The sequence below is a fragment of the Lactococcus petauri genome (assembly GCF_002154895.1).
Classification (GTDB): domain Bacteria; phylum Bacillota; class Bacilli; order Lactobacillales; family Streptococcaceae; genus Lactococcus; species Lactococcus petauri.
The window spans coordinates 1-24,890 of sequence record NZ_MUIZ01000011.1; the positions used below are offsets into that span (position 1 = coordinate 1).

21 protein-coding genes and 10 tRNA genes are annotated in these 24,890 nt (G+C 38.5%); 22 read left to right on the plus strand and 9 right to left on the minus strand.

The window, feature by feature from the left end:
• Nucleotides 1-53 precede the first annotated feature (53 nt).
• From BZZ03_RS10825 to yqeK, 14 genes are all read left to right on the plus strand, one after another.
• Nucleotides 54-125 (plus strand) — tRNA-Gly (locus tag BZZ03_RS10825).
• Nucleotides 126-142: 17 nt separating this feature from the next.
• A tRNA-Arg gene (locus tag BZZ03_RS10830) sits at nucleotides 143-216 on the plus strand.
• Nucleotides 217-257: 41 nt separating this feature from the next.
• Nucleotides 258-331 (plus strand) — tRNA-Pro (locus BZZ03_RS10835).
• Nucleotides 332-359: 28 nt separating this feature from the next.
• Nucleotides 360-433: transfer RNA gene (locus BZZ03_RS10840), tRNA-Met, on the plus strand.
• A 15-nt stretch (nucleotides 434-448) separates the two neighbouring features.
• Nucleotides 449-522 (plus strand) — tRNA-Ile (locus BZZ03_RS10845).
• A 6-nt stretch (nucleotides 523-528) separates the two neighbouring features.
• Nucleotides 529-618, plus strand: a tRNA-Ser gene (locus BZZ03_RS10850).
• A 7-nt stretch (nucleotides 619-625) separates the two neighbouring features.
• Nucleotides 626-698: transfer RNA gene (locus BZZ03_RS10855), tRNA-Phe, on the plus strand.
• Between the two features lie 3 nt (nucleotides 699-701).
• Nucleotides 702-772 (plus strand) — tRNA-Gly (locus BZZ03_RS10860).
• Nucleotides 773-811: 39 nt separating this feature from the next.
• Nucleotides 812-885: transfer RNA gene (locus BZZ03_RS10865), tRNA-Ile, on the plus strand.
• A gap of 38 nt (nucleotides 886-923) precedes the next feature.
• A tRNA-Ser gene (locus BZZ03_RS10870) sits at nucleotides 924-1,011 on the plus strand.
• A gap of 73 nt (nucleotides 1,012-1,084) precedes the next feature.
• Nucleotides 1,085-2,971 carry a DNA primase gene (gene dnaG / locus BZZ03_RS10875; protein WP_086583298.1) on the plus strand — a complete coding sequence of 629 codons (1,887 nt, stop codon included), beginning with the start codon at nucleotides 1,085-1,087 and terminating at the stop codon, nucleotides 2,969-2,971.
• A 35-nt stretch (nucleotides 2,972-3,006) separates the two neighbouring features.
• Entirely contained in the window at nucleotides 3,007-4,389 is a 1,383-nt protein-coding gene (gene rpoD / locus BZZ03_RS10880) for an RNA polymerase sigma factor RpoD (protein WP_017370526.1), read from the plus strand.
• A 217-nt stretch (nucleotides 4,390-4,606) separates the two neighbouring features.
• The gene (locus BZZ03_RS10885; RefSeq protein WP_019291613.1) at nucleotides 4,607-6,853 is read left to right on the plus strand and encodes an ATP-dependent Clp protease ATP-binding subunit; all 2,247 of its coding nucleotides are present in this window, start codon (nucleotides 4,607-4,609) and stop codon (nucleotides 6,851-6,853) included.
• Between the two features lie 54 nt (nucleotides 6,854-6,907).
• Nucleotides 6,908-7,495, plus strand: a complete 588-nt coding sequence (yqeK, locus tag BZZ03_RS10890) for a bis(5'-nucleosyl)-tetraphosphatase (symmetrical) YqeK (RefSeq protein ID WP_086583299.1) — start codon at nucleotides 6,908-6,910, stop codon at nucleotides 7,493-7,495.
• Between the two features lie 371 nt (nucleotides 7,496-7,866).
• On the opposite strand, the gene def is transcribed toward yqeK, so the two are convergent.
• On the minus strand, nucleotides 7,867-8,493 hold the full coding sequence (gene def, locus BZZ03_RS10900) for a peptide deformylase (protein ID WP_017370260.1): 627 nt from the start codon (nucleotides 8,491-8,493) through the stop codon (nucleotides 7,867-7,869).
• 104 nt (nucleotides 8,494-8,597) lie between these two features.
• Here def and BZZ03_RS10905 point away from each other — a divergent pair, with 104 nt between their 5' ends.
• Together BZZ03_RS10905 and uvrB are read left to right on the plus strand one after the other, a co-directional pair.
• Nucleotides 8,598-9,053: an RNA pyrophosphohydrolase gene (locus BZZ03_RS10905; RefSeq protein WP_061414795.1), complete on the plus strand. Its 456-nt coding sequence runs from the start codon at nucleotides 8,598-8,600 to the stop codon at nucleotides 9,051-9,053.
• The gene (gene uvrB, locus BZZ03_RS10910) at nucleotides 9,050-11,038 is read left to right on the plus strand and encodes an excinuclease ABC subunit UvrB (protein ID WP_061414792.1); all 1,989 of its coding nucleotides are present in this window, start codon (nucleotides 9,050-9,052) and stop codon (nucleotides 11,036-11,038) included. The genes BZZ03_RS10905 and uvrB overlap by 4 nt, the downstream gene beginning before the upstream one ends.
• 26 nt (nucleotides 11,039-11,064) lie before the next feature.
• Here the strand turns inward: uvrB and fabZ are convergent, their stop codons facing one another.
• Entirely contained in the window at nucleotides 11,065-11,523 is a 459-nt protein-coding gene (gene fabZ / locus BZZ03_RS10915; protein ID WP_003134189.1) for a 3-hydroxyacyl-ACP dehydratase FabZ, read from the minus strand.
• A gap of 277 nt (nucleotides 11,524-11,800) precedes the next feature.
• Nucleotides 11,801-12,499 carry an N-acetylmannosamine-6-phosphate 2-epimerase gene (locus tag BZZ03_RS10920; RefSeq protein WP_019299660.1) on the minus strand — a complete coding sequence of 233 codons (699 nt, stop codon included), beginning with the start codon at nucleotides 12,497-12,499 and terminating at the stop codon, nucleotides 11,801-11,803.
• A gap of 214 nt (nucleotides 12,500-12,713) precedes the next feature.
• On the opposite strand from BZZ03_RS10920, the gene fabI reads away from it, so the two are divergent.
• From fabI to BZZ03_RS10940, 4 genes are all read left to right on the plus strand, one after another.
• Nucleotides 12,714-13,466 carry an enoyl-ACP reductase FabI gene (gene fabI, locus BZZ03_RS10925; protein ID WP_003134186.1) on the plus strand — a complete coding sequence of 251 codons (753 nt, stop codon included), beginning with the start codon at nucleotides 12,714-12,716 and terminating at the stop codon, nucleotides 13,464-13,466.
• A gap of 218 nt (nucleotides 13,467-13,684) precedes the next feature.
• Nucleotides 13,685-13,888 (plus strand): hypothetical protein, encoded by a 204-nt coding sequence (locus BZZ03_RS10930; RefSeq protein ID WP_003134184.1) that lies wholly within the window; start codon nucleotides 13,685-13,687, stop codon nucleotides 13,886-13,888.
• Between the two features lie 54 nt (nucleotides 13,889-13,942).
• Nucleotides 13,943-15,166: an MFS transporter gene (locus BZZ03_RS10935; protein ID WP_019299659.1), complete on the plus strand. Its 1,224-nt coding sequence runs from the start codon at nucleotides 13,943-13,945 to the stop codon at nucleotides 15,164-15,166.
• Between the two features lie 8 nt (nucleotides 15,167-15,174).
• Nucleotides 15,175-15,831: a Crp/Fnr family transcriptional regulator gene (locus BZZ03_RS10940; protein ID WP_003134181.1), complete on the plus strand. Its 657-nt coding sequence runs from the start codon at nucleotides 15,175-15,177 to the stop codon at nucleotides 15,829-15,831.
• Between the two features lie 99 nt (nucleotides 15,832-15,930).
• Here the strand turns inward: BZZ03_RS10940 and yidC are convergent, their stop codons facing one another.
• From yidC to BZZ03_RS10965, 5 genes are all read right to left on the minus strand, one after another.
• Complete coding sequence (gene yidC / locus BZZ03_RS10945; protein ID WP_003134180.1) at nucleotides 15,931-16,884, minus strand: membrane protein insertase YidC; 954 nt, start codon at nucleotides 16,882-16,884, stop codon at nucleotides 15,931-15,933.
• Between the two features lie 207 nt (nucleotides 16,885-17,091).
• Nucleotides 17,092-18,804 carry a phospho-sugar mutase gene (locus BZZ03_RS10950; RefSeq protein WP_086583300.1) on the minus strand — a complete coding sequence of 571 codons (1,713 nt, stop codon included), beginning with the start codon at nucleotides 18,802-18,804 and terminating at the stop codon, nucleotides 17,092-17,094.
• Nucleotides 18,805-18,962: 158 nt separating this feature from the next.
• Nucleotides 18,963-19,544 carry an ECF transporter S component gene (locus tag BZZ03_RS10955; protein WP_003134176.1) on the minus strand — a complete coding sequence of 194 codons (582 nt, stop codon included), beginning with the start codon at nucleotides 19,542-19,544 and terminating at the stop codon, nucleotides 18,963-18,965.
• Nucleotides 19,545-19,548: 4 nt separating this feature from the next.
• On the minus strand, nucleotides 19,549-20,100 hold the full coding sequence (gene coaC / locus BZZ03_RS10960; RefSeq protein WP_019292961.1) for a phosphopantothenoylcysteine decarboxylase: 552 nt from the start codon (nucleotides 20,098-20,100) through the stop codon (nucleotides 19,549-19,551).
• Nucleotides 20,093-20,791, minus strand: coding sequence for a phosphopantothenate--cysteine ligase (locus tag BZZ03_RS10965; RefSeq protein ID WP_086583301.1), 699 nt, complete (start codon nucleotides 20,789-20,791; stop codon nucleotides 20,093-20,095). Before BZZ03_RS10965 ends, coaC begins: the two co-directional genes overlap by 8 nt.
• Before the next feature lie 139 nt (nucleotides 20,792-20,930).
• Here BZZ03_RS10965 and BZZ03_RS10970 point away from each other — a divergent pair, with 139 nt between their 5' ends.
• The gene (locus BZZ03_RS10970; protein ID WP_086583302.1) at nucleotides 20,931-22,220 is read left to right on the plus strand and encodes an L-cysteine desulfidase family protein; all 1,290 of its coding nucleotides are present in this window, start codon (nucleotides 20,931-20,933) and stop codon (nucleotides 22,218-22,220) included.
• A gap of 48 nt (nucleotides 22,221-22,268) precedes the next feature.
• On the opposite strand, the gene BZZ03_RS10975 is transcribed toward BZZ03_RS10970, so the two are convergent.
• Nucleotides 22,269-22,448 (minus strand): 2-hydroxymuconate tautomerase, encoded by a 180-nt coding sequence (locus BZZ03_RS10975; RefSeq protein WP_014025285.1) that lies wholly within the window; start codon nucleotides 22,446-22,448, stop codon nucleotides 22,269-22,271.
• A gap of 315 nt (nucleotides 22,449-22,763) precedes the next feature.
• On the opposite strand from BZZ03_RS10975, the gene BZZ03_RS10980 reads away from it, so the two are divergent.
• Nucleotides 22,764-24,890: adhesive domain-containing protein (locus tag BZZ03_RS10980; protein WP_233128983.1), on the plus strand; the 2,127-nt coding region annotated here is incomplete at its 3' end.

The following is a 24,890-nucleotide window of genomic DNA, read 5'->3' on the forward strand; positions in this document are numbered from 1 at the left end:
CCTAGTGTAGTGCAGCTAGAGGTATTTAGAAAGTTTTTCTTTCTTTAAGCGTTGCGAACGTAGTTCAGGGGTAGAACACAACCTTGCCATGGTTGGGGTCGCGAGTTCGAATCTCGTCGTTCGCTTTAAAATTAAATATTATGCACCCGTGGCTCAACTGGATAGAGTACCTGACTACGAATCAGGCGGTTGCAGGTTCGAATCCTGCCGGGTGCATTGATTTCTGAATGAAATCATGATGATAATGGACTTTATCTCGGGAAGTAGCTCAGCTTGGTAGAGTACTTGGTTTGGGACCAAGGTGTCGCAGGTTCGAATCCTGTCTTCCCGATTGATAGATTATTCTATCAGAAATTTTTGGCGGTGTAGCTCAGCTGGCTAGAGCGTTCGGTTCATACCCGAGAGGTCGGGGGTTCGATCCCCTTCGCCGCTATTATATTTTACAGCTGGATCTTTAGCTCAGTTGGTTAGAGCTCTCGGCTCATAACCGAGCGGTCGTTGGTTCGAATCCAACAAGATCCACTTTTTGGAGGATTACCCAAGTCCGGCTGAAGGGAACGGTCTTGAAAACCGTCAGGCGGGTAAAACCGTGCGTGGGTTCGAATCCCACATCCTCCTTTCCTTTGGCTCGGTAGCTCAGTTGGTAGAGCAATGGATTGAAGCTCCATGTGTCGGCGGTTCGATTCCGTCTCGCGCCATTTGCGGGTGTAGTTTAGTGGTAAAACCTCAGCCTTCCAAGCTGATGTTGTGAGTTCGATTCTCATCACCCGCTTAAAAATTTTCTGGGATATAGAAGATTTTTTAATAATTTGGGAGCATAGCTCAGTTGGTTAGAGCACTGTGTTGATAACGCAGGGGTCCGAGGTTCAAATCCTCGTGTTCCCATAGATGTTTATAATATCTATATATTGTGAATAACTGGTGGGGAGTTACTCAAGAGGCTGAAGAGGACGGTTTGCTAAATCGTTAGGTCGGGAAACCGGCGCGAGGGTTCGAATCCCTTACTCCCCTTCCGTACAACGACTATTGTTGAATAGTCGTTTTTTATGCTTTATGTAGAATGTTTAAGATGAGAGGGGGTTATATGGCTTTTCTTACGAACGAAGAAGTAACCGAGTTAAAAAATCAGGTAAATATTGCTGATTTAATTTCACAATATGTGCCTCTCACTAAGTCTGGAAAGAATTATTTAGGGCTATGTCCTTTTCATGGGGAAAAAACACCAAGCTTTAATGTCAATGCTGATAAAGGGTTTTATCACTGTTTTGGTTGCGGAAAATCTGGCGATGTTATTGATTTTATAAAAGATTATAAACAAGTTGGTTTTGTGGATGCAGTAAAAGATGTTGCGAGTTTTGCTGGAATCAGCTTAAATATTGAGAATGATTCTACTGCAGAAAAAGATAATCCTCATGCAATACTTTATGATATAAACAATCAAGCTGCACGGCTTTATAACATTGTTTTGACTTCGACAGAAATCGGTGAAAAAGCTCGGCTTTATTTAGAAAAACGTGGGATTACTTCTGAGATTATCAAGCAGTTTAATATCGGCTTAGCACCAGACGAAAATGATTTCATTTTTAAAAATCTCTCTGGAAAATTTGATGAAAGTGTTCAAGCGAATTCCGGGCTTTTCAACTTTTCAAGTAACAAGGTTTTTGATGCTTTTCAAAACAGAATTATGTTTCCACTCAAAAATGAGTACGGGCATGTTGTGGGATTTTCAGGCCGAAAATGGCAAGAAAATGATACAAGTAAGGCAAAGTATATTAATACAAGTGCAACAAAAATCTTTGATAAATCTTACGAGCTTTATAATTTGGATAGAGCAAAACCAGTTATTTCCAAAACACGTGAAGTTTACTTGATGGAAGGTTTCATGGATGTTATTGCAGCTTATAAAGCGGGTGTATATAATGTTGTGGCGACCATGGGAACTGCCTTAACTGATAAACACGTAAAGCGTTTAAAAAAAATAGCTAAAAATTATGTTCTTATCTATGATGGCGATCAGGCAGGTCAAAATGCAATATATAAAGCAATTGATTTGATTGGTGAAGAGAAGACACAGATTGTTCGTGTTCCAGAAGGCTTGGATCCAGATGATTACAGTAAAAAATATTCTTTAGAATCATTAGCTGGTCTGATGGAAAACAGCAGGATACAACCGACAGAATTTCTGATTGATTATTTGAAACCTGAAAACCTTTCAAATCTGCAAAATCAATTGGATTTTATTGAGCAAATGGCGCCTGTTATTGCAAGGGTTTCGTCAATTACAGCACAGGATGCTTTTATAAGAAAATTAGTTGAGATTTTACCTGATTTCGAGTATAATCAAGTAGAGCAATCTGTCAATTTAAAGCGTGAAAACGTCCTTAAATCAAGGGCAGAAGCGGGAAATTTTGAAGAGAGTTTTGGGAGCTTTTCGGAAGAAGATTTTTCGAATTATCCTGATCCTGGTTTTATTGCAACGGAGCAAGATTATTATGGTGATTTTCCTTCTGGTCAAGAGGCTGCTAAAACTGTACAACAGCCGCAACTTCCAAGTTTATCACGAAGTGAACGGGCAGAGGAACAACTGTTGAATCGCATGATTTATCATCAAAGTATTCTTCAAAAATTTGCGGAGGATGAAACTTTTCGCTTTGTCCATCAGCGTTACCAGAACCTTTTTGACAAAATCATACTTGAGGTTATGAGTTTTGAAGAAATTGATCCTTCTCACTTTGGCACCTCATTAGATGCCGATGAGAAAAATTTATTTTATCAAATCCTAAGTCTTGATTTGCCAGATGAGACAAGTAGTCAGGAGCTCGAAGATTTGGTGGCCGTTTTTGCAAAGGAAATGGAGCAAATAAAGTTTAGTGAATTGCAAAAACAACTAGAGAATGCCCAAAAAGTAGGCAACAAGGAACGTGAGCTGGAACTCACAATCCAAATCATTAATCAGAAGAAAAAAATATAAGCTATTGCTTATATTGTTCATTGGGGAGGATTAAATTGGCAAGTAATAATAAAAAAAGAATCAGTCAAATTGCAAAAGAAACTGGAATCACTAACAAAGCTTTAATCGCAAAAGCACAAGAGCTTGGTATGGCGGTTAAATCGCATTCAAGTTCTATTTTTGAAGCTGAAGAAGCAAAACTCCTTGCGGCAATGGATTTTAAACCAATTATTGTTGAAAAAGTTGATGTGGAAGAGTTAAAAGAAAAAGGTTCTAAACATGTAACTTCTGTTAAAGAAAAAGCGGCCAAGAAAATCGATATTAAAGATTCGGATACTTTTGACAATAAGGCTTTTGATAAAGCAGTAGCAGCTTATATTACAAAACGTAAACCTCTCGAAGAAGCTTTAGATGATGAAATTACAGATGAGCTTGTGGTGAAGTTTGGTTTGGAAGCCGAAGCTATCGAAGATTTGCTTCAACAAATCCAAGATGCAGGTATTTCTATTGTTGATAAAGAAGGAAATCCTAGTCCATTAGCTTTGCAAGCTGAAGAAGAAGAAAAGCTTGATGATAATGCCATGGATGAAATCGTGACAAATGTCCGTATTGATGATCCTGTCCGTATGTATCTTAAGGAAATCGGACGTTATCCATTGATTTCGCTTGAAGAAGAAACAAAACTTGCGGAAGCTATCGTGGCAGGTGGTGATGAAGCAGAATTTGCCAAACAAATGCTTGCGGAAGCCAATTTACGTTTGGTTGTTTCAATTGCAAAGCGTTATTCTGGACGAGGGATGCAATTCCTGGATTTGATCCAAGAAGGAAACATGGGACTTATGAAAGCTGTGGACAAATTTGACCATACGAAAGGTTTCAAATTCTCAACTTATGCGACCTGGTGGATTCGTCAAGCAATCACACGTGCGATTGCTGACCAAGCACGTACAATTCGTATTCCTGTCCACATGGTCGAAACAATCAATAAGTTAATACGTGTACAACGTAATCTTTTACAAGAATTAGGTCGTGATCCTTTACCAGAAGAAATTGGTAAAGAATTGCACATGACACCTGATAAAGTTCGTGAAGTCTTAAAAATTGCGCAGGAACCTGTATCATTGGAAACACCTATTGGTGAGGAAGACGATTCACACCTTGGAGATTTCATTGAAGATGATGTGATTGAAAGTCCGGTAGACTATACCAACCGTATCTTGCTTCGTGAACAGCTTGATGAAGTTATGGATACCTTAACGGACCGCGAAGAAAACGTATTGCGTATGCGTTTTGGACTTGATGATGGACGTATGCACACACTTGAAGATGTTGGTAAACAATTTAAAGTGACACGTGAACGTATTCGTCAAATTGAAGCGAAAGCGATTAAAAAGTTACGTCATCCTCGTCGTAGCAAACCATTGCGTGACTTTATGTAATATAAAAAACTCTCTCGACAGATGTCGAAGAGTTTTTTCTTATAATTGAAAAAGAATATAGTACAAAAGATTTGATAAATTTGAGAGAAGTGATATAATAAAAATTATTAAAGGTCAAAAAAGGTCAAACTTTAAATAGCAGAAACCAGACATGATTCTTTAATTCTAAAAAAATAAGTTAAAATAAAGAAAAGATATAACCACAAAGGAGGAAGAGATGCTCTGCCAAAATTGTAAAATAAACGAAGCGACAATTCACCTTTATACAAATGTGAATGGCCAGCGTAAGCAAGTGGATCTATGCCAAAACTGTTATCAAATTATGAAATCAGGTGGTCAAGAAAGCTTGTTTGCTGGAGCTACAAATATTTCGAATAATGATGATCCCTTTAATCCATTTCCAGATATTTTCCAAGCCTTACATGGTAATGATCAAGGTCGGACAATGACACCTCCAACACAAGCGGGTGGTCGAGGCCCAGGAGGTCCACAAAATCCCCGAGGAAGTCAAGCACCTAAAGGACTTCTTGAAGAATTCGGAGTCAACATTACAGATGCTGCACGTCGTGGAGAAATAGATCCTGTTATTGGACGGGATTCTGAAATTACCCGTGTTATCGAAATTTTGAATCGTCGAACAAAAAATAATCCTGTTCTTATCGGTGAACCTGGTGTTGGTAAAACAGCAGTTGTTGAAGGTTTAGCCCAAAAAATAGTTGATGGTGATGTACCACAAAAACTACAAAATAAAGAAGTTATTCGTCTTGATGTTGTCAGTCTCGTCCAAGGTACTGGTGTGCGTGGGCAATTTGAAGAGCGCATGCAAAAACTGATGGAAGAGATTCGTAAACGTGATGACGTTATCCTCTTCATTGATGAAATTCATGAGATTGTGGGCGCAGGCTCTGCTGGGGAAGGAAATATGGATGCTGGAAATATCCTTAAACCGGCTTTAGCACGTGGAGAACTCCAACTTGTTGGAGCAACAACCCTCAATGAATATCGAATTATTGAAAAAGATGCAGCGCTTGAGCGTCGGATGCAACCTGTTAAAGTTGATGAACCTTCTGTAGATGAGACTATCACAATCTTACGTGGTATTCAAAAACGTTATGAAGATTATCATCATGTAAAATACTCAGATGAAGCAATCTTAGCTGCTGCAAATCTGTCTAACCGTTATATTCAAGACCGTTTCCTTCCCGATAAAGCAATTGACTTGCTGGACGAAGCGGGTTCGAAAAAGAATCTGACCCTCAAATTTGTTGATCCTGAGGACATAAAGAAACGTATTGAGCAAGCAGAGGCGCAAAAAAACGAAGCCATGCAACGTGAAGATTTTGAGAAAGCAGCTCATTTCCGTGATCAAATCGCTAAGCTTCGTGAGCTTCAAAGCCATGAAATCTCAGATACTGACATGCCAAATATCACAGAAAAAGATATTGAAGCAATTGTTGAAGAAAAGACACATATACCTGTAGGTGATTTGAAAGAAAAAGAACAAACACAGCTCATTAATCTAGCTGAAGACTTGAAAGAACATGTTATCGGGCAAGATGAAGCGATTGATAAAATTTCTAAAGCTGTGCGTCGTTCGCGTGTCGGACTTGGAAAGCCTAATCGTCCTATCGGTTCATTCCTCTTTGTTGGACCTACTGGTGTAGGGAAGACCGAACTTGCAAAACAATTGGCTTATGAGCTTTTTGGCTCAAGAGATAGCATGATTCGCTTTGACATGTCGGAATACATGGAAAAACATAGTGTGGCTAAGTTGATTGGTGCTCCTCCAGGATATGTGGGGTATGAAGAAGCAGGTCAGTTGACAGAACGTGTGCGCCGTAACCCATACAGCTTAATTTTATTGGATGAGATTGAGAAAGCTCACCCGGATGTAATGCATATGTTCTTGCAAATTCTTGATGACGGGCGTTTGACAGATGCGCAAGGTCGTACAGTTTCCTTCAAAGATGCCATCATCATTATGACATCGAATGCTGGTACAGGTAAGGTTGAAGCAAGTGTTGGTTTTGGCGCTGCACGTGAAGGACGTACGAATTCAGTGCTTGGAGAGTTGGGTAATTTCTTCAGTCCAGAATTCATGAACCGTTTTGATGCTATCATTGAATTCTCAGCATTGAGCAAAGAAAACTTGCTTAAGATTGTAGATTTAATGTTGGATGAAGTAAATGCTCAAATCGCTCAAAATGATATTCATCTTGACGTCACACAGGCGGTTAAAGAAAAACTCGTTGATCTGGGCTACGATCCGAAAATGGGAGCACGCCCATTACGTCGTACCATCCAGGATAATATCGAGGATGCTATTGCTGATTTTTATATCGAGCATCCTGAGTATAAAGAATTACTTGCAGATTTGGTTGATGATAAGATTGTTATTGTGAATAAGCCTGAAGAAGTAAAAGGCACAGCGGATACATCTGATACTGAAGATGAGGAGAAATAAAAAAAGATAAGACCGGTTGATGGTCTTATCTTTTTTTGTTAAAGTAAGGTAAATATGAAAAATACCAATCAACTTAAACAAGAGATAAAAACTTTTTTATTAGAAAAGGAATGTTATGCAACATATAACCATTGCATAACTGTTGGTGACTATGCTGAAGAAATAGGACATGAATTTCTAAATGAAGCAGAAAGAGAGCAAGTAAAAATAGCAGGATACTTACATGATATTTCTGCTATTTATCCCAATAATGAAAGAATTTTTGTAGCAGAAGATATGAAGATAGAGCTATTTAAGGAAGAAAGACAATTTCCTATGATTATTCATCAAAAAATATCAAGGATAATGGCTCAAAGAGAATTTGGTATCCAAGACGAAAAAATTCTTTCAGCAATTTCTTGCCATACTACCTTGAAGAAAAAATTTTCAAAGGTTGATTTAGTTTTATTTGTGGCTGACAAAATAAGATGGGATCAAGAAGGACAACCTCCTTATCTAAAGGAAATCACTCAGGCGCTAAATTATTCTTTTGAAGCAGCAGCCTTTGCTTATATTGATTATATTTTGAAACACGATATAAAAGTTATTCATCCTTGGCTTTTAGAAGCTTATGAATTTTTAAATCTGAGAAGAATTGGTTAATGAAAAAACTTTATCTTTGGTGCATATTCCTTATATTTTTCGTGCTACTAAATAACTAAAAATACTTTTAGGGGGAGTACTTATGCTCTGGAGAATTTTAAACGAAGAAGATATGTCTCGGAAATATGATCAAGAAACGTCTTCAAAATACACAGCCTTTAATCAAGTCAATAATTATTTTATTGGAGCAATTAGTGGATTTGTGATAATAATCGCTCTCCCCTCATATATTTTCCTTTTTTACCCTGTTTACCTCATAATAACATTATCCTTAATGTTCAAGACTATAGGATAAGAAAAAGGAAACTTGAAAAATTATTAAAATAAAAAAGAATAAGCTTTTTAGACTTATTCTTTTTTATTGGGGGAAATTATTGGACAATCAGAAGTCCATCTTTGACAGCCCAAGGTTCTTTTTCATTGATGTGGTCGTAGAACATTATACCATTTGTATGGTCGATCTCATGTTGGACACACATTGAAGGGAAATCTTTCAGACGAATCTTGTGTTTCTCACCATTTTTGTCATAGTATTCTACAGTTACACGCGCGTGACGGATAACCAGACCAGGGACTTCACGATCGACAGAAAGACAACCTTCACCAGACTCAATAGCTGCATCTTGAACAGAGTGACTTACAATTTTAGCATTATACATGATTTCTGCCAACTTATAAGCTTCTTTAGGTGCAACTTCATTACCATTTTCATCTACTTCTGGATCGTTAGGGATAAGGACAGCGATAATTTTTTTGGCAATATCGAGTTGATTGGCCGCTAAACCAACACCTGGACGGAGCTGCATTTTTTCCGCCATTGCTGGATTTTGTGAATTACGGAGAAATTCCATCATTTTTTCGCCTAGAATGATATCTTCATCAGACAAGGGTAAGCTTACTTCATCAGCAACAGTACGTAGCGTTTCGTTTCCTTCACGGACAATATCGTCCATGCTAATCATATGACTTGCTTTGATTAATTTTTCTTGTACAGACATTTTTTTACTTCCTTGATATATTATTACTATTAGTTAATTATATCATAAATTTTCAGTCAAAAATGTTAAAATTGATTAAAGAGAAGGTTTATAAGGGGGCAGAAATGAAAACTTATAGAAAAAATACAGCAGCAATCATTTTGAATGCAGAAAATGAAATTTTACTCTTTCAACGTGCAGATTTGCCACAAATTTGGGGTTTCCCACAAGGAGGAATTGAGACAAGTGAAACCCCTGAACAAGCCGTGGTAAGAGAACTTGAAGAAGAGATTGGTACGCAAGATTTTGAAATTATAGGGAAATATCCAGAACTATTACGGTATGATTTTCCAGAAGGTATGACTTTTCCTGATTGGAGCTATGATGGACAAGAGCAACAGTATTTTCTTATCCGACTTTATCCCGAGGCTTCTATAAATGTAAAAACTGGTCATCCTGAGTTTATCAGTTATAAGGCTGTTCCTTTTGCAGATATTGATTTTAATACATTTAGTTTCAAAGCCGATGTATACCGAAAGGCCCTCACTTATTTTAAAAAAGAATTTAAGGAAATAAAATGATAGAACGTATAACAGATAATAAATTTGATCTGGTCAGCAAGTATGAACCAGCTGGAGATCAAGGACAAGCTATTGAGACGCTTGTAGAAAATATTGAAAATGGTGAAAAAGCGCAAATTTTACGGGGAGCTACTGGTACAGGTAAAACATATACCATGAGCCAAGTTATTGCGCGGACAAATAAACCTACCTTAGTTATGGCACATAATAAGACACTCGCGGGTCAGCTTTACAGTGAATTCAAAGAGTTTTTCCCTAATAATGCTGTCGAATATTTTGTCAGCTACTATGATTATTACCAACCTGAAGCTTATGTGCCTTCTTCAGATACTTATATTGAAAAAGACAGTTCTGTCAATGATGAGATTGATAAACTGCGTCATAGTGCAACAAGTTCCCTTTTAGAGCGCAATGATGTCATTGTCGTTGCTTCTGTTTCATGTATTTATGGTTTGGGTTCTCCTAAGGAATATCAAGATAGCGTCGTCAGCTTACGTCCTGGACTGGAAATTTCTCGTGATAAATTACTCAACGATTTAGTGGGCATCCAGTTTGAACGTAATGATATCGATTTTCAACGTGGTCGTTTTCGTGTACGTGGTGATGTTGTGGAAGTATTCCCAGCATCACGAGATGAGCATGCTTTTCGTGTTGAATTTTTTGGTGATGAAATTGACCGGATCCGTGAAATAGAAGCCCTGACAGGACAAGTTTTAGGCGAAGTAGACCATCTTGCTATATTCCCGGCTACTCACTTTATGACTAATGACGACCGTATGGAAGAGTCCATTGCCAAGATTGAAGCAGAACTTCAACAGCAATTAAAGGTCTTCCGTAGTGAAGGGAAGCTCCTTGAAGCGCAACGTTTGGAACAAAGAACCAACTACGATATTGAAATGCTACGTGAGATGGGCTATTGTAATGGTGTCGAAAACTACTCGCGTCATATGGACGGCCGTACCGAAGGGGAACCACCTTTCACTTTACTTGATTTCTTCCCTGATGATTTCATGATTATGATTGACGAAAGCCACATGACGATGGGACAAGTAAAGGGAATGTATAATGGTGACCGGGCGCGTAAAGATATGCTGGTCAATTATGGTTTCCGTCTGCCTTCAGCCTTGGATAACCGTCCGCTTCGTCGGGAAGAGTTTGAAAGTCATGTACATCAAATTGTCTATGTTTCTGCCACACCTGGTGACTATGAAATGGAGCAAACAGAGACAATCGTGGAGCAAATTATACGTCCTACAGGTCTTCTTGATCCTATCGTGGAAGTTCGGCCAATGATGGGGCAAATTGACGATCTCTTAGGAGAAATCAATGCGCGTGTTGAAAAAGATGAACGTGTTTTTGTAACAACCTTGACGAAAAAGATGGCTGAAGATTTAACTTCCTATTTCAAAGAAATGGGTGTAAAAGTTAAGTACATGCACAGTGATATCAAAACTTTGGAGCGAACAGAAATTATTCGTGACTTGAGATTGGGTGTTTTTGATGTATTAGTCGGTATTAATCTTTTACGTGAGGGGATTGATGTGCCAGAAGTTTCTCTGGTTGCTATTTTGGATGCGGATAAGGAAGGCTTCTTACGTAATGAGCGTGGCTTGATTCAAACCATCGGACGTGCTGCACGTAATTCTAATGGACGTGTCATCATGTATGGTGATAATATTACACAGTCTATGCAACGTGCAATGGATGAAACGAGTCGTCGTCGTGAAATTCAAATGGCATATAATGAAAAACATGGGATTGTGCCACAAACCATTAAGAAAGAAATTCGTGATCTGATTTCCATTACGAAACGTACCGAAAGTGGAGAAGTTGAAGAAGTTTCGGCTGAAGCAATGACGAAAAAAGAACGTAAAGCATTACTTAAAAAGCTGGAGAAAGAAATGGCCGAAGCTGCAGGAGCGCTTGACTTTGAATCAGCTGCGCAGTTACGAGACATGATTTTGGAAATTAAGGCTTTAGATTAAATAAAAAAAGAGCACCTGCTCTTTTTTTATTTTTCTTGTTCAGCGGCTTCATCCACGATGAAGGTAAACTCACAAGTTGTTACTTTCTTGCCATCAACATATGCGGCAGCATCAGCCTTACCTACTTTGCCACGGAATTTAGTGATTTCAAATTCGAGTTTCATTACATCACCAGGAACAACTTTTTGACGGAATTTAGCTTTGTCGATGCCACCAATATAGGCCATTTTTCCTTGGAATTCTTCTTTTTTAAGAATCAAGATTGAACCGGCTTGAGCTAAACTTTCCAAAATCAAAACGCCTGGGAAAGTTGGGTTGCCAGGGAAATGCCCATTAAAAACTTCTTCGTTAATTGTAACGTTTTTTGTTGCAAGAATCTTATTTTCTGAGATTTCGTCAACATAATCGATAAACATAATAGGATAACGGTTAGGAATAACTTCCATAACTTCTGTCGCTGTCATGGCATACTTTGAATTTGTCATATTAATAGTACCTCATATTTTATTTGTACTATCTCATTATATCACTATTTTTATTGTTTTATGTATAAAAACATTAAAATGCTCCTTGGATTGCTACTATAGACCATGGAGAAATTCGATAGAGGTATAACTAGAGCCAAGCATGGCAAATTTTTAGAATATTAAACTTAGATGTTTATTACTAGAAAAATTGAAGACACTAGTGCTATACTATTTGAGTAAAGATTACTTTAACATAAGCTCTATCTCTCAGCCACCCTTGGTTTGAGAGATTTTTTTATTCAGCTTGCTTTATAGCTTTGATAAAGCGGGCAGTAATCTCATGAGGACGTGTAATTGCTCCACCAACAACTTGAGCGAGCACACCAAGTTCCTGAATTTTTTTAGCCTGTTCGGGAATATGGATACCACCTTCAGCAATCACTGGAATATTGCTGTCCAAGAGTGACTGAATAAGCTCAATATCAGGTTGAGGTCGTTCTTTTGTTGCCTCAGTATAACCAGAAAGTGTGGTTCCGACAAAGTCACAACCAGCTTCATAGGCCGCTTTTCCAGCAGCAAAAGTATCAATATCTGCCATTAGCAATTGATGAGGATATTTTTCCTTCACCTGATAAACAAAATCTGCCATACTTAAACCATCATGACGTTCACGCAGTGTACAATCTAAGGCAATTACGGCGATATTAAGGCTAGCTAACTCATCAACTTCCTGCATAGTTGCAGTAATATAGGGTTCTTGTGGAGGATAATCACGTTTGATAAGGCCGATAATGGGCACATCAACAACCTCTTTAATTTCTTCAATGTCTCGTACAGAATTTGCTCGAATACCTACAGCGCCCGCATTTTGGACACCTAAAGCGATAAGAGGCATAATTCCACCATCAATAGTATAAAGTGGTTCGCCTGGCAACGCTTGACAGGAAACAATCAGTCCACCGCGGACTTTTTCAATAAATTCTTGCTTATTCATAAAACCTCTCTTTCATTCTTGATTTTATTGTATCATCAAATTTAGGATTTTTAAAACGTTTTCTTTTAGATCGAAGAGGGAAACTTGACAATTACAGGCTTTTACATTACAATGTTTTATGTAGTAAGTATTTTGATATACTAAACTATTTACTTATATTTTTTAACTTATATTTTCTGAAATATATTTTTTTATTTTAAGGGGACTTATTTATATGTTTTTAGAAGGAAAAAAAATCGTCATTATGGGTGTGGCTAACAACAAGTCTATCGCTTGGGGTTGCGCTAAAGCTATGAAAGATCAAGGGGCGACCTTGATTTACACTTATCAAAATGAACGTATGGAAAAACAGCTTGCAAAGCTTGCTGGACCAGAAGATCTACTTATTGAATGTGATGTTGTATCTGACGAATCTATCCGTCGCGCATTTTCAACTATTGAAAGCCGCGTGGGCAAAATAGATGGTTTGGTACATGCCATTGCTTATTCAAAAAAAGAAGAACTTGATGGTAATGTATCTGATATCTCACGTGACGGCTATGCCCTTGCACAAGATATCTCAGCTTACTCATTGCTTGCTGTAGCAAAAGCTGCAAAACCTTTATTCAATGAAGGCTCTGGTATTGTTACTTTGAGCTATATGGGCTCTGTTCGTGCGATTCCTAACTACAATGTAATGGGTATTGCTAAAGCAGCTCTAGAAGCAAGTGTACGTTACTTGGCAGCAGAAATGGCACACGTTGGTGTTCATGTTAATGCTATTTCAGCGGGTGCAATCAAAACACTTGCGGTATCTGGTGTTGCAGGCTACAAAGATTTGATTAAAGAATCAAACAGCCGTACAGCTGACGGTAAGGGAGTAACGATCGAAGAAGTTGGACAAACCGCAGCCTTCCTCGTTAGTCCTTTAGCTACAGGCGTCATTGGAGATGTGGTTTATGTGGATAAAGGTGTTCACTTGACATAAGCAAAAACAGAGAAATACTTGATAGGCTTTTGGCCTTATCAAGTATTTTTTTTATTTTTACAAATAAGAGTTGTTAACATATGTTGTTCATATTTTGCAGTATAAATTGTTGTAGCGATGTTACGCTTTTTCTTATATTATATTTCTTGTACATAAAATGTCGAAATGAAAGTGGCCACTAAATTTTTGACGAGAATAAAGAAAAGGAAAATTTAATAATGAAATTTGAATTTAAAAGTTTATCTACATATGAAGAAGATGCGACCCCTAACTTTATGGGCGGAGTAAACTACCACAGTCTAATCGAAGAATTTGACTCCATGGCCGAAGCTGTAAAATATGTGACTGATCATCACGGTTATTTGATTACAGATAATGGAAAATTTGCTTTTGAAGTAAGAAATATCTCCCTTATCAAATAACAAATAAAAAAGTATCTTCATAAGATACACATCAGTCGAGGAATAGAAAAAATCATGAAAAAAGAAAGTCTTTTTACAGCTACTTTCATTATTAATACACTTATTAGCTTTTTATTTTATATTGTTTTTTACGTTTTAACGTCATCTATAGGGACGTATGCGATGGAAGAACTCCATCAATCTACAGTAGTGAGCTTATCATTATCAAGTATCTTTGTTATCGGGGCGCTTATAGGGCGTGTATGGACCGGTATCGTTGTAACACGGATTGGGATGAAAAAGCTCCTTTATGTAGGTGGAATTATCTTTTTAGTTTTAACCTTGGGGTATTATGCAACGACTAATATACCTTTGCTCTTTATTATACGTGTAATTCAAGGTATGGGATTTGGGATTGGAGCAACAGCTTCAGGGACGATTGCTGGACATATTGTTCCAGCTTCAAGACGAGGTGAAGGGATTGGCTATTATGCTTTGTCCGTTACGCTGGCTGCAGCTGTGGGACCTGCTTTAAGTATTTCCATTTATTCTTCTTCGTTAGGTTTTAATGGGCTTCTTGCTTTGGCACTTATCTTACTTATTTTAACTTTTGTTTTGATATTCTTTGTCCATGTAAAAGAACTCTCCGAAGAAGAAGTGCAGGAAGCATTACTTCACAGTCCAAAAGGCTTAGATAAATACATCGAAAAATCAGCCTTACCTATTTCTTTTGTGGCCTTTTTGGCAGGATTTATTGACTCCGCTATTTTAACAGGAATGGGGCCATTTACATCCTTCTTACATATTTCGACTGCTGGTTCATTATTCTTTACCTTATATGCTGTCTTGATTTTCTTATCACGCCCATTAACAGGACGCATGTTTGATACTAAAGGAGACAATTGGGTATTCCATCCTGTCTTTATCTTCTTTGCAATTTCAATGCTCTTCGTTGGTTTAGCAGGTTTCATGAGTCCAGGTGCTGGCTTTATCATGTTGCTTATTGCTGGAGGGACATTTGGTCTCGGTTATGGAGGAGTTGCACCTTTTGGTCAAGCTATTGCGATTCGTGAAGCACGTAAAGATCGTATAGGTGTTGCAACTTCAACTTTCTTTGGCTTTTTAGATTTGGGCGTTGGCGGCGGTCCGATTATCCTCGGAGCTATCATTCCAATGCTTGGAAAAGGTATGGTTGGATTCCGTAACCTGTATCTTTACAGTGCGCCAGCGGTTGTCATAGTATGGATTATCTATTATCTTGTGCATGGGAAAAAACAACACCAGACAAATGTTGCTTAAAAAATGGTATGAATGACATAGAATACGTAGTAGAGCTTTTAGAAGAAAAAAATGTGAGTGTAGTTAGTCGTAGGAAACACAGCTATATCATGTATCAAGGCATTGAATCAGAGTATCTTTATGTTCTTAAAGAAGGTGTAGTAAAACTGAGCAGTATTTTGCGAAATGGTCGTGAGTTTAATATTACTTATGTTTGTGAACCAGATTTTGTTTCATTGCTTGAAGAAGAACAACTGGATGGAGTTTCAGCTCTCTTTAATGTGAGAATAGAGTCGGATGAGGCAACTTTTTATCGGGTACCACGTAAAGTTTTTTGGGAATGGATTGATAAAGATATCAAGCTGTTTCGTATTGTGGATAATTTCTATCGTAAAAGATTAGTCATGATCTTAGAAGCCTTGCAAAAAATGACTGTAAACGGCAAAAAAGGCGCTGTATGCGCGTGTTTATATAATTTCATTGATTGCTTTGGTAAACAAAAAGCGGAAGGGATATTAATTGATTTTCCCGTAACCAATGAAGACATAGCAGGATTTTGTGGAATCTCAACACGAACCAGTGTCAACAGGATATTGCGTGAACTCCGGGAAGAAAAAATCATTGATATTGTCCAGCATAAGATTATGATTTGTGATCAATACAGCTTACAAAACTATATCAGTTAGAGTGAAGAACAGAGTTCAAAACCTCCAGAATCTTAAGGTTCTGGAGGTTTTTTTGGCTAGAATAAAAGAAGCAACATAAACTTGCTTCTTTAGAGTGTATTATTTACGCTTTTGCTTACCAGCATTACGTCCGTTATTGTTCTTCTTACGTGGTGCATCCAAATCTTTTAATCCTTGTTGTGTTGCAGATTTAGGAGTGACATCTTTTGGAAGATCAGCCATTTTTGGAGGATTATTTTTAAATTCTTCGTCAATTTTCTTACGCATGCGTGGTTTCATAACGTAAGTAATGATAATTTGTTGGATAACCATCACGATACCACCAACGGCCCAATAAAGAGCTACACCTGCAGGGGACATGAAACTGAAAACAATAATCATCACGGGACTCATAATGAGCATAGTCATACCTGTTTTCTTTTGTTCAGGTGTCATACTCTTGGTTGAAATCCAAGTTTGCAGGAAGTAGAAAACACCAGCAATTAGAGTGATTACAATACTTGAACGTCCGAGGTCAATTCCAAAGAAAGTTGCTGTTGAAATACCAGGAGTATAGGCTGCAGCATTATAGAGGGCAATGAAGAAAGGCCATTGGATAAGTAGGGGGAGACAACCCAATGAAGATAACATATTGATACCATTATCTTTTTGTGCTTTCATCAAAGCTTGTTGGGCAGCCATACGTTCTTCAGGTGTCGTTGCAGCTTTCAATCTTGCATTAAGTGGTTCAAACACTGGAGCCAAGTAAGCTGTTTTTTCTTGCATATAAGTGGACTTATATGCTTGGTTGAGTCCCAATGGAAGGATAAGGAAACGGATAATCAGAGTGACTAAGACGATACCCCAACCATAACCAAGGTTCATGTTATTCGCAAACACATCGACAAAGGCTGACATTGGTTTAACAAGAATTTGGTAAGTCATACCATGTGTTGCAGCTTCGGTAGGGACACGCACACCATCAACAATATGGGTTTGGACACAGCCAGAGAGCAAGAGCAAACCAGCACTTGCTACACCCAAGAGGGACAATTTTTTGTTCAAATTTTTCAAAATAAATTCGCTTTCTATAAATAAACGGTCTGTTACCATTTTACAGGAAATTGCTTTATTTTTCAATAGGTCTATAGTCTGAAATAACCTATTTTAAAGGTTTGCAGCAGCTTATTTTTCTTGCTTGAAGATTAAAAAAGATTGAGTTTTTTATTATGTTGGTGATAAATAAAAAAGCTGTCTGTGACAGACAGCTTTTAGGACAATTTATCCGATAAATGTTGTGATTTCTTTTTCAAAATGATCAATTTTACTTTGTGCTTGTGCTTCTGTATCTGCTACAGCAGCCATATAGAATTTTATCTTAGGCTCTGTACCAGAAGGGCGAACAGCAATCCAGCTACCATCTTCTAAATGATATTTTAAAACATCAGAAGGAGGAGTTGTTAATTTTTCAACTTTGCCACTGTGTGATGTTGCAGTAAGTTCTTTGAAGTCTTCAGTCAAAAGAATTTCAAGACCGTCAAATTTTTCTGGTGCATTGTCACGGAATTTACCCATGATTTCAGCGATTTGTTCTTTCCCAGTACTACCTTCAAGCGTAACTGAAAGTGTCTTTTCAACAAAGAAACCATATTCAGCATAGATATCTTGAATACCATCATAGAGTGTTTTACCTAAAGAACGGTAGTAAGCCGCAACTTCACAGATAAGGAGCATTGCTTGGATGGCATCTTTATCACGGACAAAAGGCTTGATGAGATAGCCAAAGCTTTCTTCAAAACCAAACATGTAAGTGTGTTCACCTGTAGTTTCCCAAGCATGAATTTTTTCGCCAATGAATTTGAACCCTGTGAGTACATTAAACATTTCCACGTTATAGCTTTCAGCAATATGACTGACTAACTCAGTAGAGACGATAGATTTAGCCATAGCCGCATTAGCCGGTAATGTGCCAGCTGTTTTGTGTGCTTCAAGGATATATTTAGCTAAGACGGCGCCGATTTGGTTACCTGTCAAAGGTTGGTAGCTTCCATCTGGTAAGCGGACTTCGACACCGATACGGTCGGCATCTGGGTCAGTAGCAACCAACATGTCAGCTCCAACTTTACGGCCAAGTTCTTCAGACATAGCAAAAGCTGCTTGACTTTCTGGGTTAGGTGATTTTACAGTTGAAAAGTCGGGATCGGGGATAGCTTGCTCTTCTACAACAGCAATTTTTTCAAAACCAGCTGTGGCAAGAGCTCGACGTCCCAGCATTTCACCAGTCCCGTGGAGAGGTGTGTAAACGATGTTAAGATCACGACCGTATTCGTTAATTAAATCATGATTGATTGTAACAGTTTCGATATTTTTAAGATATTTTGCATCAATATCTTCACCGATAATTTTGATCATACCATCCGCAATATATTTTTCCGTATCACCTAAAGTGATAGAGAAAATGTCGTCAATTTGTCGAATATATTCGGTCAAGGCTGCAGCATCTTCAGGCGGCATTTGACCACCGTTTTCGCCATAAACTTTGTAGCCGTTATAAGGAGCAGGATTGTGGCTGGCTGTAATCATAACACCTGTGAGAGTATTCAATTCACGAATTGTAAAGCTCAAGGCTGGAGTGGGACGAAGACTGTCATAGACATAGCTTGGAATCCCATGGTCTGCTAGGATCGTTGCTGTTTCCATAGCGAATTCTTTAGAAAAGTGACGACTATCATAAGCAATAGCTACACCTCGTTTTTTCGCATCACCTTTGCTGTCCATCAGACGTGCAAGTCCTTCAGTTGTTAAGCGCACTGTGTAAATATTCATACGGTTTGTTCCAGCACCTAAAAGACCACGTTGACCAGCTGTACCGAACTCAAGATATGTATAGAATGCATCTTCCTTTGTTTTTTCGTCCATTGCAAGCAATTCTTTATGCAAGTCAGGCGTTAAGTCAGCATTTAGCCATTGTTCGTAAATTTCATTGTATGACATTGTTATCCTCCAAAGCCTTTGTTTTCAAGGCTTCAATTAGTTATTGTTTATTTTAAATCCTAATCAAAAATGAATTCGGTTTCAGATGTATTATATCATTTTTCATTTCTATTTTCCAAAAAATAAAAAAACAGACCATGTGATGCCTGCTTTGTAATTTATCTTGATTTTTCTAAAGAAGGAACAATCGCTGCTGTTAAAATGACGGCAATAACAACTTCAGCAATGGAATTACTTGTAATAATCAGCTGAATAAGTCCTGCGAATGTCATCCCTGTGTACTGACCAAAAAATAAAGTAATGAAACTTAAGACAAGTACTGTATTTGTAGCTGTACCTACAAAAGCAGCAATACCTGCACCTGTACGTGTTTTCATGGCTTTATAGATAAAATAAGGAAATACACCAATGAGGATCCGAGGGACAATAGCAACTACTAAAGCCCAGAGGGAACCGTGATTTGTACCAGGGATGGGTTGAAGTGGGCTAAACACATAACTCAAAGGTGTAGTAAGGATTGTGGAATTAATAACGCTGATAATTCCCATTACAAGCCCTAAGAAAGCACCTTTCCGCGCACCTAAGACAATGGAACCGATGATTACAGGAATATGCAAGAGTGTAGGCACAATAGGCAATGGCCACACACTATAGACGATTTGGCTCAAAACTTGCACGACAACCATGATAGCAATAAAGATTGCAAGGATGGCAATATCGGATGCTTTTGATTTTTTCATGTTTTTAAATTTCCTCAATTTTAGTAGCTTGATCCAGCGTATCAACAATGGTATCAATATTTGCGAGTGCGCCTTCACCAAAGTCTCCACAAGCTAAGAGAGATTGTTTGGGTTGTATAACATTGTATCCTATTGATTTTAAAATATCAATATTTTTCATCGTTAAAGGATTGGCATACATATTAGTATTCATAGCAGGAGCAATATATTTGGTTTTGCTTGGATGTAGCGCAAGGGCTACAGAAGTTACAATATCAGAAGCGGCACCATGAGAAAGGCGACTTATGGTATCCGCTGTGGCAGGAGCAACAACAAAAATATCAGTGTGTTTTGCGATATCGATATGATTAACAACATCGGGATGTTCTTCATCCATAATATCAAGGTGTACTTTATTTTTAGATAAAACTTGCAAAGTTAAAGGTGTAATGAATTGTGTAGCTGCTTTTGTCATCAAAACAGTAACATTATGGTTCTTTTTGTTGAGCATCGAGACGATATCTGCAGCTTTGTAGGCTGCAATGCTGCCAGTAACAGCAAGAGTTATATTAGCCATGATTTGCCTCCTCGGATTTTTTAACAATTACTTGAGCAATTTGTGGTTTAGTGTGAAGCTGAGTAATATCCGCAGAACCACTAACTAAGAAGGCCAGATGGTTTTCTCCTTGGATATTAGCTAGATCATTTGCAATAATAAAATCAGCAGAAGTTTCTTTGAGTTTGCTTTGGGCAACCTCCAGCAAGTGCTCCTCACTGACGCCAGAAAGGAGTTTAAAGCCAAAAAGAAGAACTTCAGGTTTCCATTTTTTAATAAATGAAATAACTTTCGGTGTTTTTTCCAAGAGCATCATTTGGTAATCAGAATTTGAGGATATTTTTTTCTGTACTTCAGGGCGGAAATGAATGAGCTGTTCTTTTGTAAGTGGCTGTGGCAAGTCATCTACCCCAGTCATATAAACAGGACGATAATCAGAAACTGCCATACTGTGGACAACAACATCGACTGCTGGAAGAAATCTTTCTACATTATTTAGTAAATCTTGTGTATCGCCAATTGGGATAACAGTTAAATTTTCTTGTTCTGAGGGCAGCTGTGCAAAACGTCCAGCTAACAAAATAACCTGATGTCCGTGTGTCAAAAATTCTTCAGCAGTTAATTTTCCTAAACTACCTGTCGCGAAATTAGTGATACCGCGGACGGTATCAATGGACTCAGTGGTACCACCTGCTGTAATTAAAATCTTCATGGCTTTATTTTAACCTAAGTCTTTTCGCAATGCAAGAAGAGTATACCCCTCTAGGTAACAAAACCAAGAAAGCGATTGCAATAATTAGGGATATGAACTATAATTTAAAATGAAAAAGTCAAAAAGAAAAGAGAGCAATATGCTGACAGAAGAAATTAGAAATAGTTTTTTACAAGTTTTAGAAGAAGGTGTAAAGCCCGCTACAGGTTGTACAGAGCCTGTAGCTGTGGCCTATGCTGCTGCAGTATGCCGCACATATTTAGAAGGCCCCCATATCGATCGAATAAATATACGGGTGTCCGCTAATGTAATGAAAAATGCCTTGGCTGTAATTGTTCCTGGAACGAGAGAAGCTGGAGTAGAAGTAGCTGCAGCTGCAGGTGCCCTAGCAGGAAATGCTGAAGCTGGCTTGAAGGTAATTTCTGAACTCTCGCCAGATATAGTTCCAGAAATTATTAGCCTTGCTCGGTCAAACCAAGTAAAAGCTGAGGTTGCTTCTGTAGCAGATAAATTGTACGTTGAAGTTAGCATAGCTTCAGGGTGTGAAACAGTTACAGTTAAAATTGCAGGCGGGCACACTTCCATTTACTGGATACAAAAAAATAAAGAAGTGATTTTCAAAAAAGAAAAACTTCAATCTAATGAAGAAGCAAGTAGTGTTGAATTTTTAAAAAAGTGCAGTTTTGCGGAAATCTGGGATTTTGTAACTAGTCAAAATCTGGAAGATATTTTACCTTTAATAAAAGCACAAGAATTAAACATGACTTTGGCTTCAGAAGGCTTAAGCAATGATTATGGGATGGGGGTTGGAAAAGCATTACTTAACCACAGAAGCCTTTCAGATCTCAGTCTTGAAGAGCAAATTGTTATTTGTACAGCTGCAGCTTCAGATGCACGTATGGGAGGCTGCCAGCATGCAGCAATGACAAATTCTGGCTCAGGAAATCAAGGAATTACAGCCACAGTTCCTGTTTGTGTCTTTGCGCAAAATAGGAGTGTGAGTGAAGAAAAACTTATCAGGGCATTAACTCTTTCACATCTTACAGCTCTTTATATTCATTCATTTTTACCTTTACTTTCTGCTTATTGTGCTACAGATTCGGCAGCAATGGGAGCAGCAGCCGGTTTAATTTATCTCGAATCAGAGGATGAAGAAAAAGCTGGGATGGCAATTAAGAACATGATTGGTGACGCAGTAGGAATGATTTGTGATGGTGCAGGTTTTTCTTGTGCACTAAAAGTAGTGAGCTCTGTATCCTCAATGTATCGTGCAGTACAGCTGGCTCAGTCAGGTGTGGTTATTCCAGCAACAAATGGGATTGTTTCAGGAGAGGTAGATGACTGTATCCGTGATTTAGGACTTTATGTTTCTAGCGGAATGCAGAATTCTGATCCTGTCATATTAGATATTATGATGCATAAGAAATAAAATCTAGAAAAAGAAAAAGCTTAGAGAAAACTCTCTAAGCTTTTTTCTTTATTGTTTAGGCTCACCATGGGGATAAAAATTATCTTTTGCCATCTCATCATAGATGACATAAATAGCTTCACGAGGTGCTCCAGTATGTTTCATCACAGACTCTGTGATCTCTTTTGCTAAAGCTTTTTTGGCTTCAGCACTACGTCCTTCAACTAATTCAACATGTACAAATGGCATAGTAATCCTCCTTAGGATTGTTTAATATGCTTTTATTTTATCATTTTTTTTACAAATGAGCATCTTTTTAAATAGGGGTAACATAAGGATAAAAAAATAGTACACTTTCCAAGCTCATTTTTTTGATTTAATAATTTTTATAATTTATAATTATTCATATAATGGAATTTTGGAAAAAGTCACAACATTCTAATGTTTGTGATTTTACTAATAAAATAGCTTGTTTTCGCTTGTTTCAGGGGAACTAGATATAGAGGAGGAGTTGAATAAAAAAATGGTTGTTGAATAAATATTGTTAAAATAGGAGGATATATTGTGAAAAATGAAAAATGGAAAAATTATTTAAAAAGTAGTCAATATATAAAAAAACATTTATTATCAGCCGGTATATCAGGAAATGTACTTCTAGCAGGTGTCGTAGTAGCTGGGGCTTATACGCTATTCCCTAACCCTATCGTTGCCAATGCTGCGGTATTAGGAGTAGAAATCTTTGGGGATACCACCTCTTCAAACAACACGACTTCAAGTCTAGCTAACCCCTATCCAGAAGGGTCACAACAAAATGTAAACTTTACAATTTCAGGGAATTCTGCAGTAACTACGAATGTCTTATCTGGTACGCGATATGCAGTCATTGTTATTCCACCAGAACTACGGGGAACGATAACACCGGGACAGGCAACCGGAAGCACCAATGTCTCAGTTGATTTGACTAAAGTTCCACTAATAACAGGACTAGTGGGAACATTAAATAATACGTTGAGTGGTTTAACAAGTATTGTTGACACAGTGACGAGTACAGCAGGACTGAAGTTTGATACCTCGCGACTCTATGCTGATTTGAATTTATTGTCCAATGTAATGACCATTGATCAAGGCGCATGGTCACAAGCAGCAACTCTAAGCCCAGATGGCTCAATGATTATAGTTGATTTGGATAAAGGTTTGGGTCCAATTTTAGCTAATAATGTAATTAATATCTTGCAAGACTTAAAATTAGCGGTTAATGACCTCAATGTTACTGTTACAGCAAGTGATCCTTTGGGTACATTACATTTAACAGCTGCGACTCTTAATACCACGCTGGCGCCCATAAAAACTGCTTTGACCGTGGCTATTGATGGTGTATTAACTCCTGTTTTAAATGATGCAGGTGTTTTGACACAACAATTGTTGGATGTTTCTTTGCTAGGAAGTACGACGGTTAATGTACCAACAACGATAAATATACCTACGACATCAACAACACAAGGAACTGTTACCTCAAAATTTGTTGGTACAATTGTCCAATCAGATATTTTGGATGTGAGTCTTTTCAGTGGATCAGATAGCTCTTCAAATATTTACTGGAATGGATTAGCTGTATTACCAACACCACCTGTAATTTCAACTGTTACCGGAAATTCTCAAGCCGGTTATGTTGTAAAAGGAACAGCTGACCCAGGAAATACAGTAAAGATTATTAATCCGGCTACAGGTCAAGAAATTGGAAGCGGATTAGCAGATAGTTCAGGTAACTATAGTATTACGTTGCCAGCCGGATCAGTTGGCGCCAATGCAGATATTAATGCCACCGCAACCGATGCAGCCGGCAATGTGAGCGCACCAACAGCCGGCAAAACCCCAGCCGATGCGGATACGACAGCACCTGAAGCACCAGTCATTACCGGCATCACAGGAAACTCTACAGATGGTTACACTGTCACAGGTACGGCTGAAGCGGGATCTACGGTTGAAATCAAAGACTCTACCGGAACAATTATTGGTTCTGCCACAGCGGATGGTTCTGGCAACTACAGCGTAACTTTACCGGGATCAGTTGGACCAAACGCTGATATCACCGCTACCGCAACCGATGCGGCCGGCAATGTGAGCGCACCAACAGCCGGCAAAACCCCAGCCGATGCGGATACGACAGCGCCTGAAGCACCAGTCATTACCGGCATCACCGGCAATTCCACAGACGGTTACACTGTCAAAGGTACGGCTGAAGCGGGTTCGAAAGTAGAGATCAAAGATTCGACCGGAACAGTCATTGGTTCTGCCACAGCAGATGGTTCTGGCAACTACAGCGTAACTTTACCAGCTTCAGTTGGCCCAAACGCTGATATCACCGCTACCGCAACCGATGCGGCCGGCAATGTGAGTGTACCAACAGCCGGCAAAACCCCAGCCGATGTGGATACGACAGCGCCTGAAGCACCAGTCATTACCGGCATCACCGGCAATTCCACAGACGGTTACACTGTCAAAGGTACGGCCGAAGCGGGTTCGAAAGTAGAAATTAAAGACTCCACCGGAACAGTCATTGGCTCTGCCACAGCGGATGGTTCTGGCAACTACAGCGTAACTTTACCAGCTTCAGTTGGCCCAAACGCTGATATCACCGCTACCGCAACCGATGCGGCCGGCAATGTGAGTGTACCAACAGCCGGCAAAACC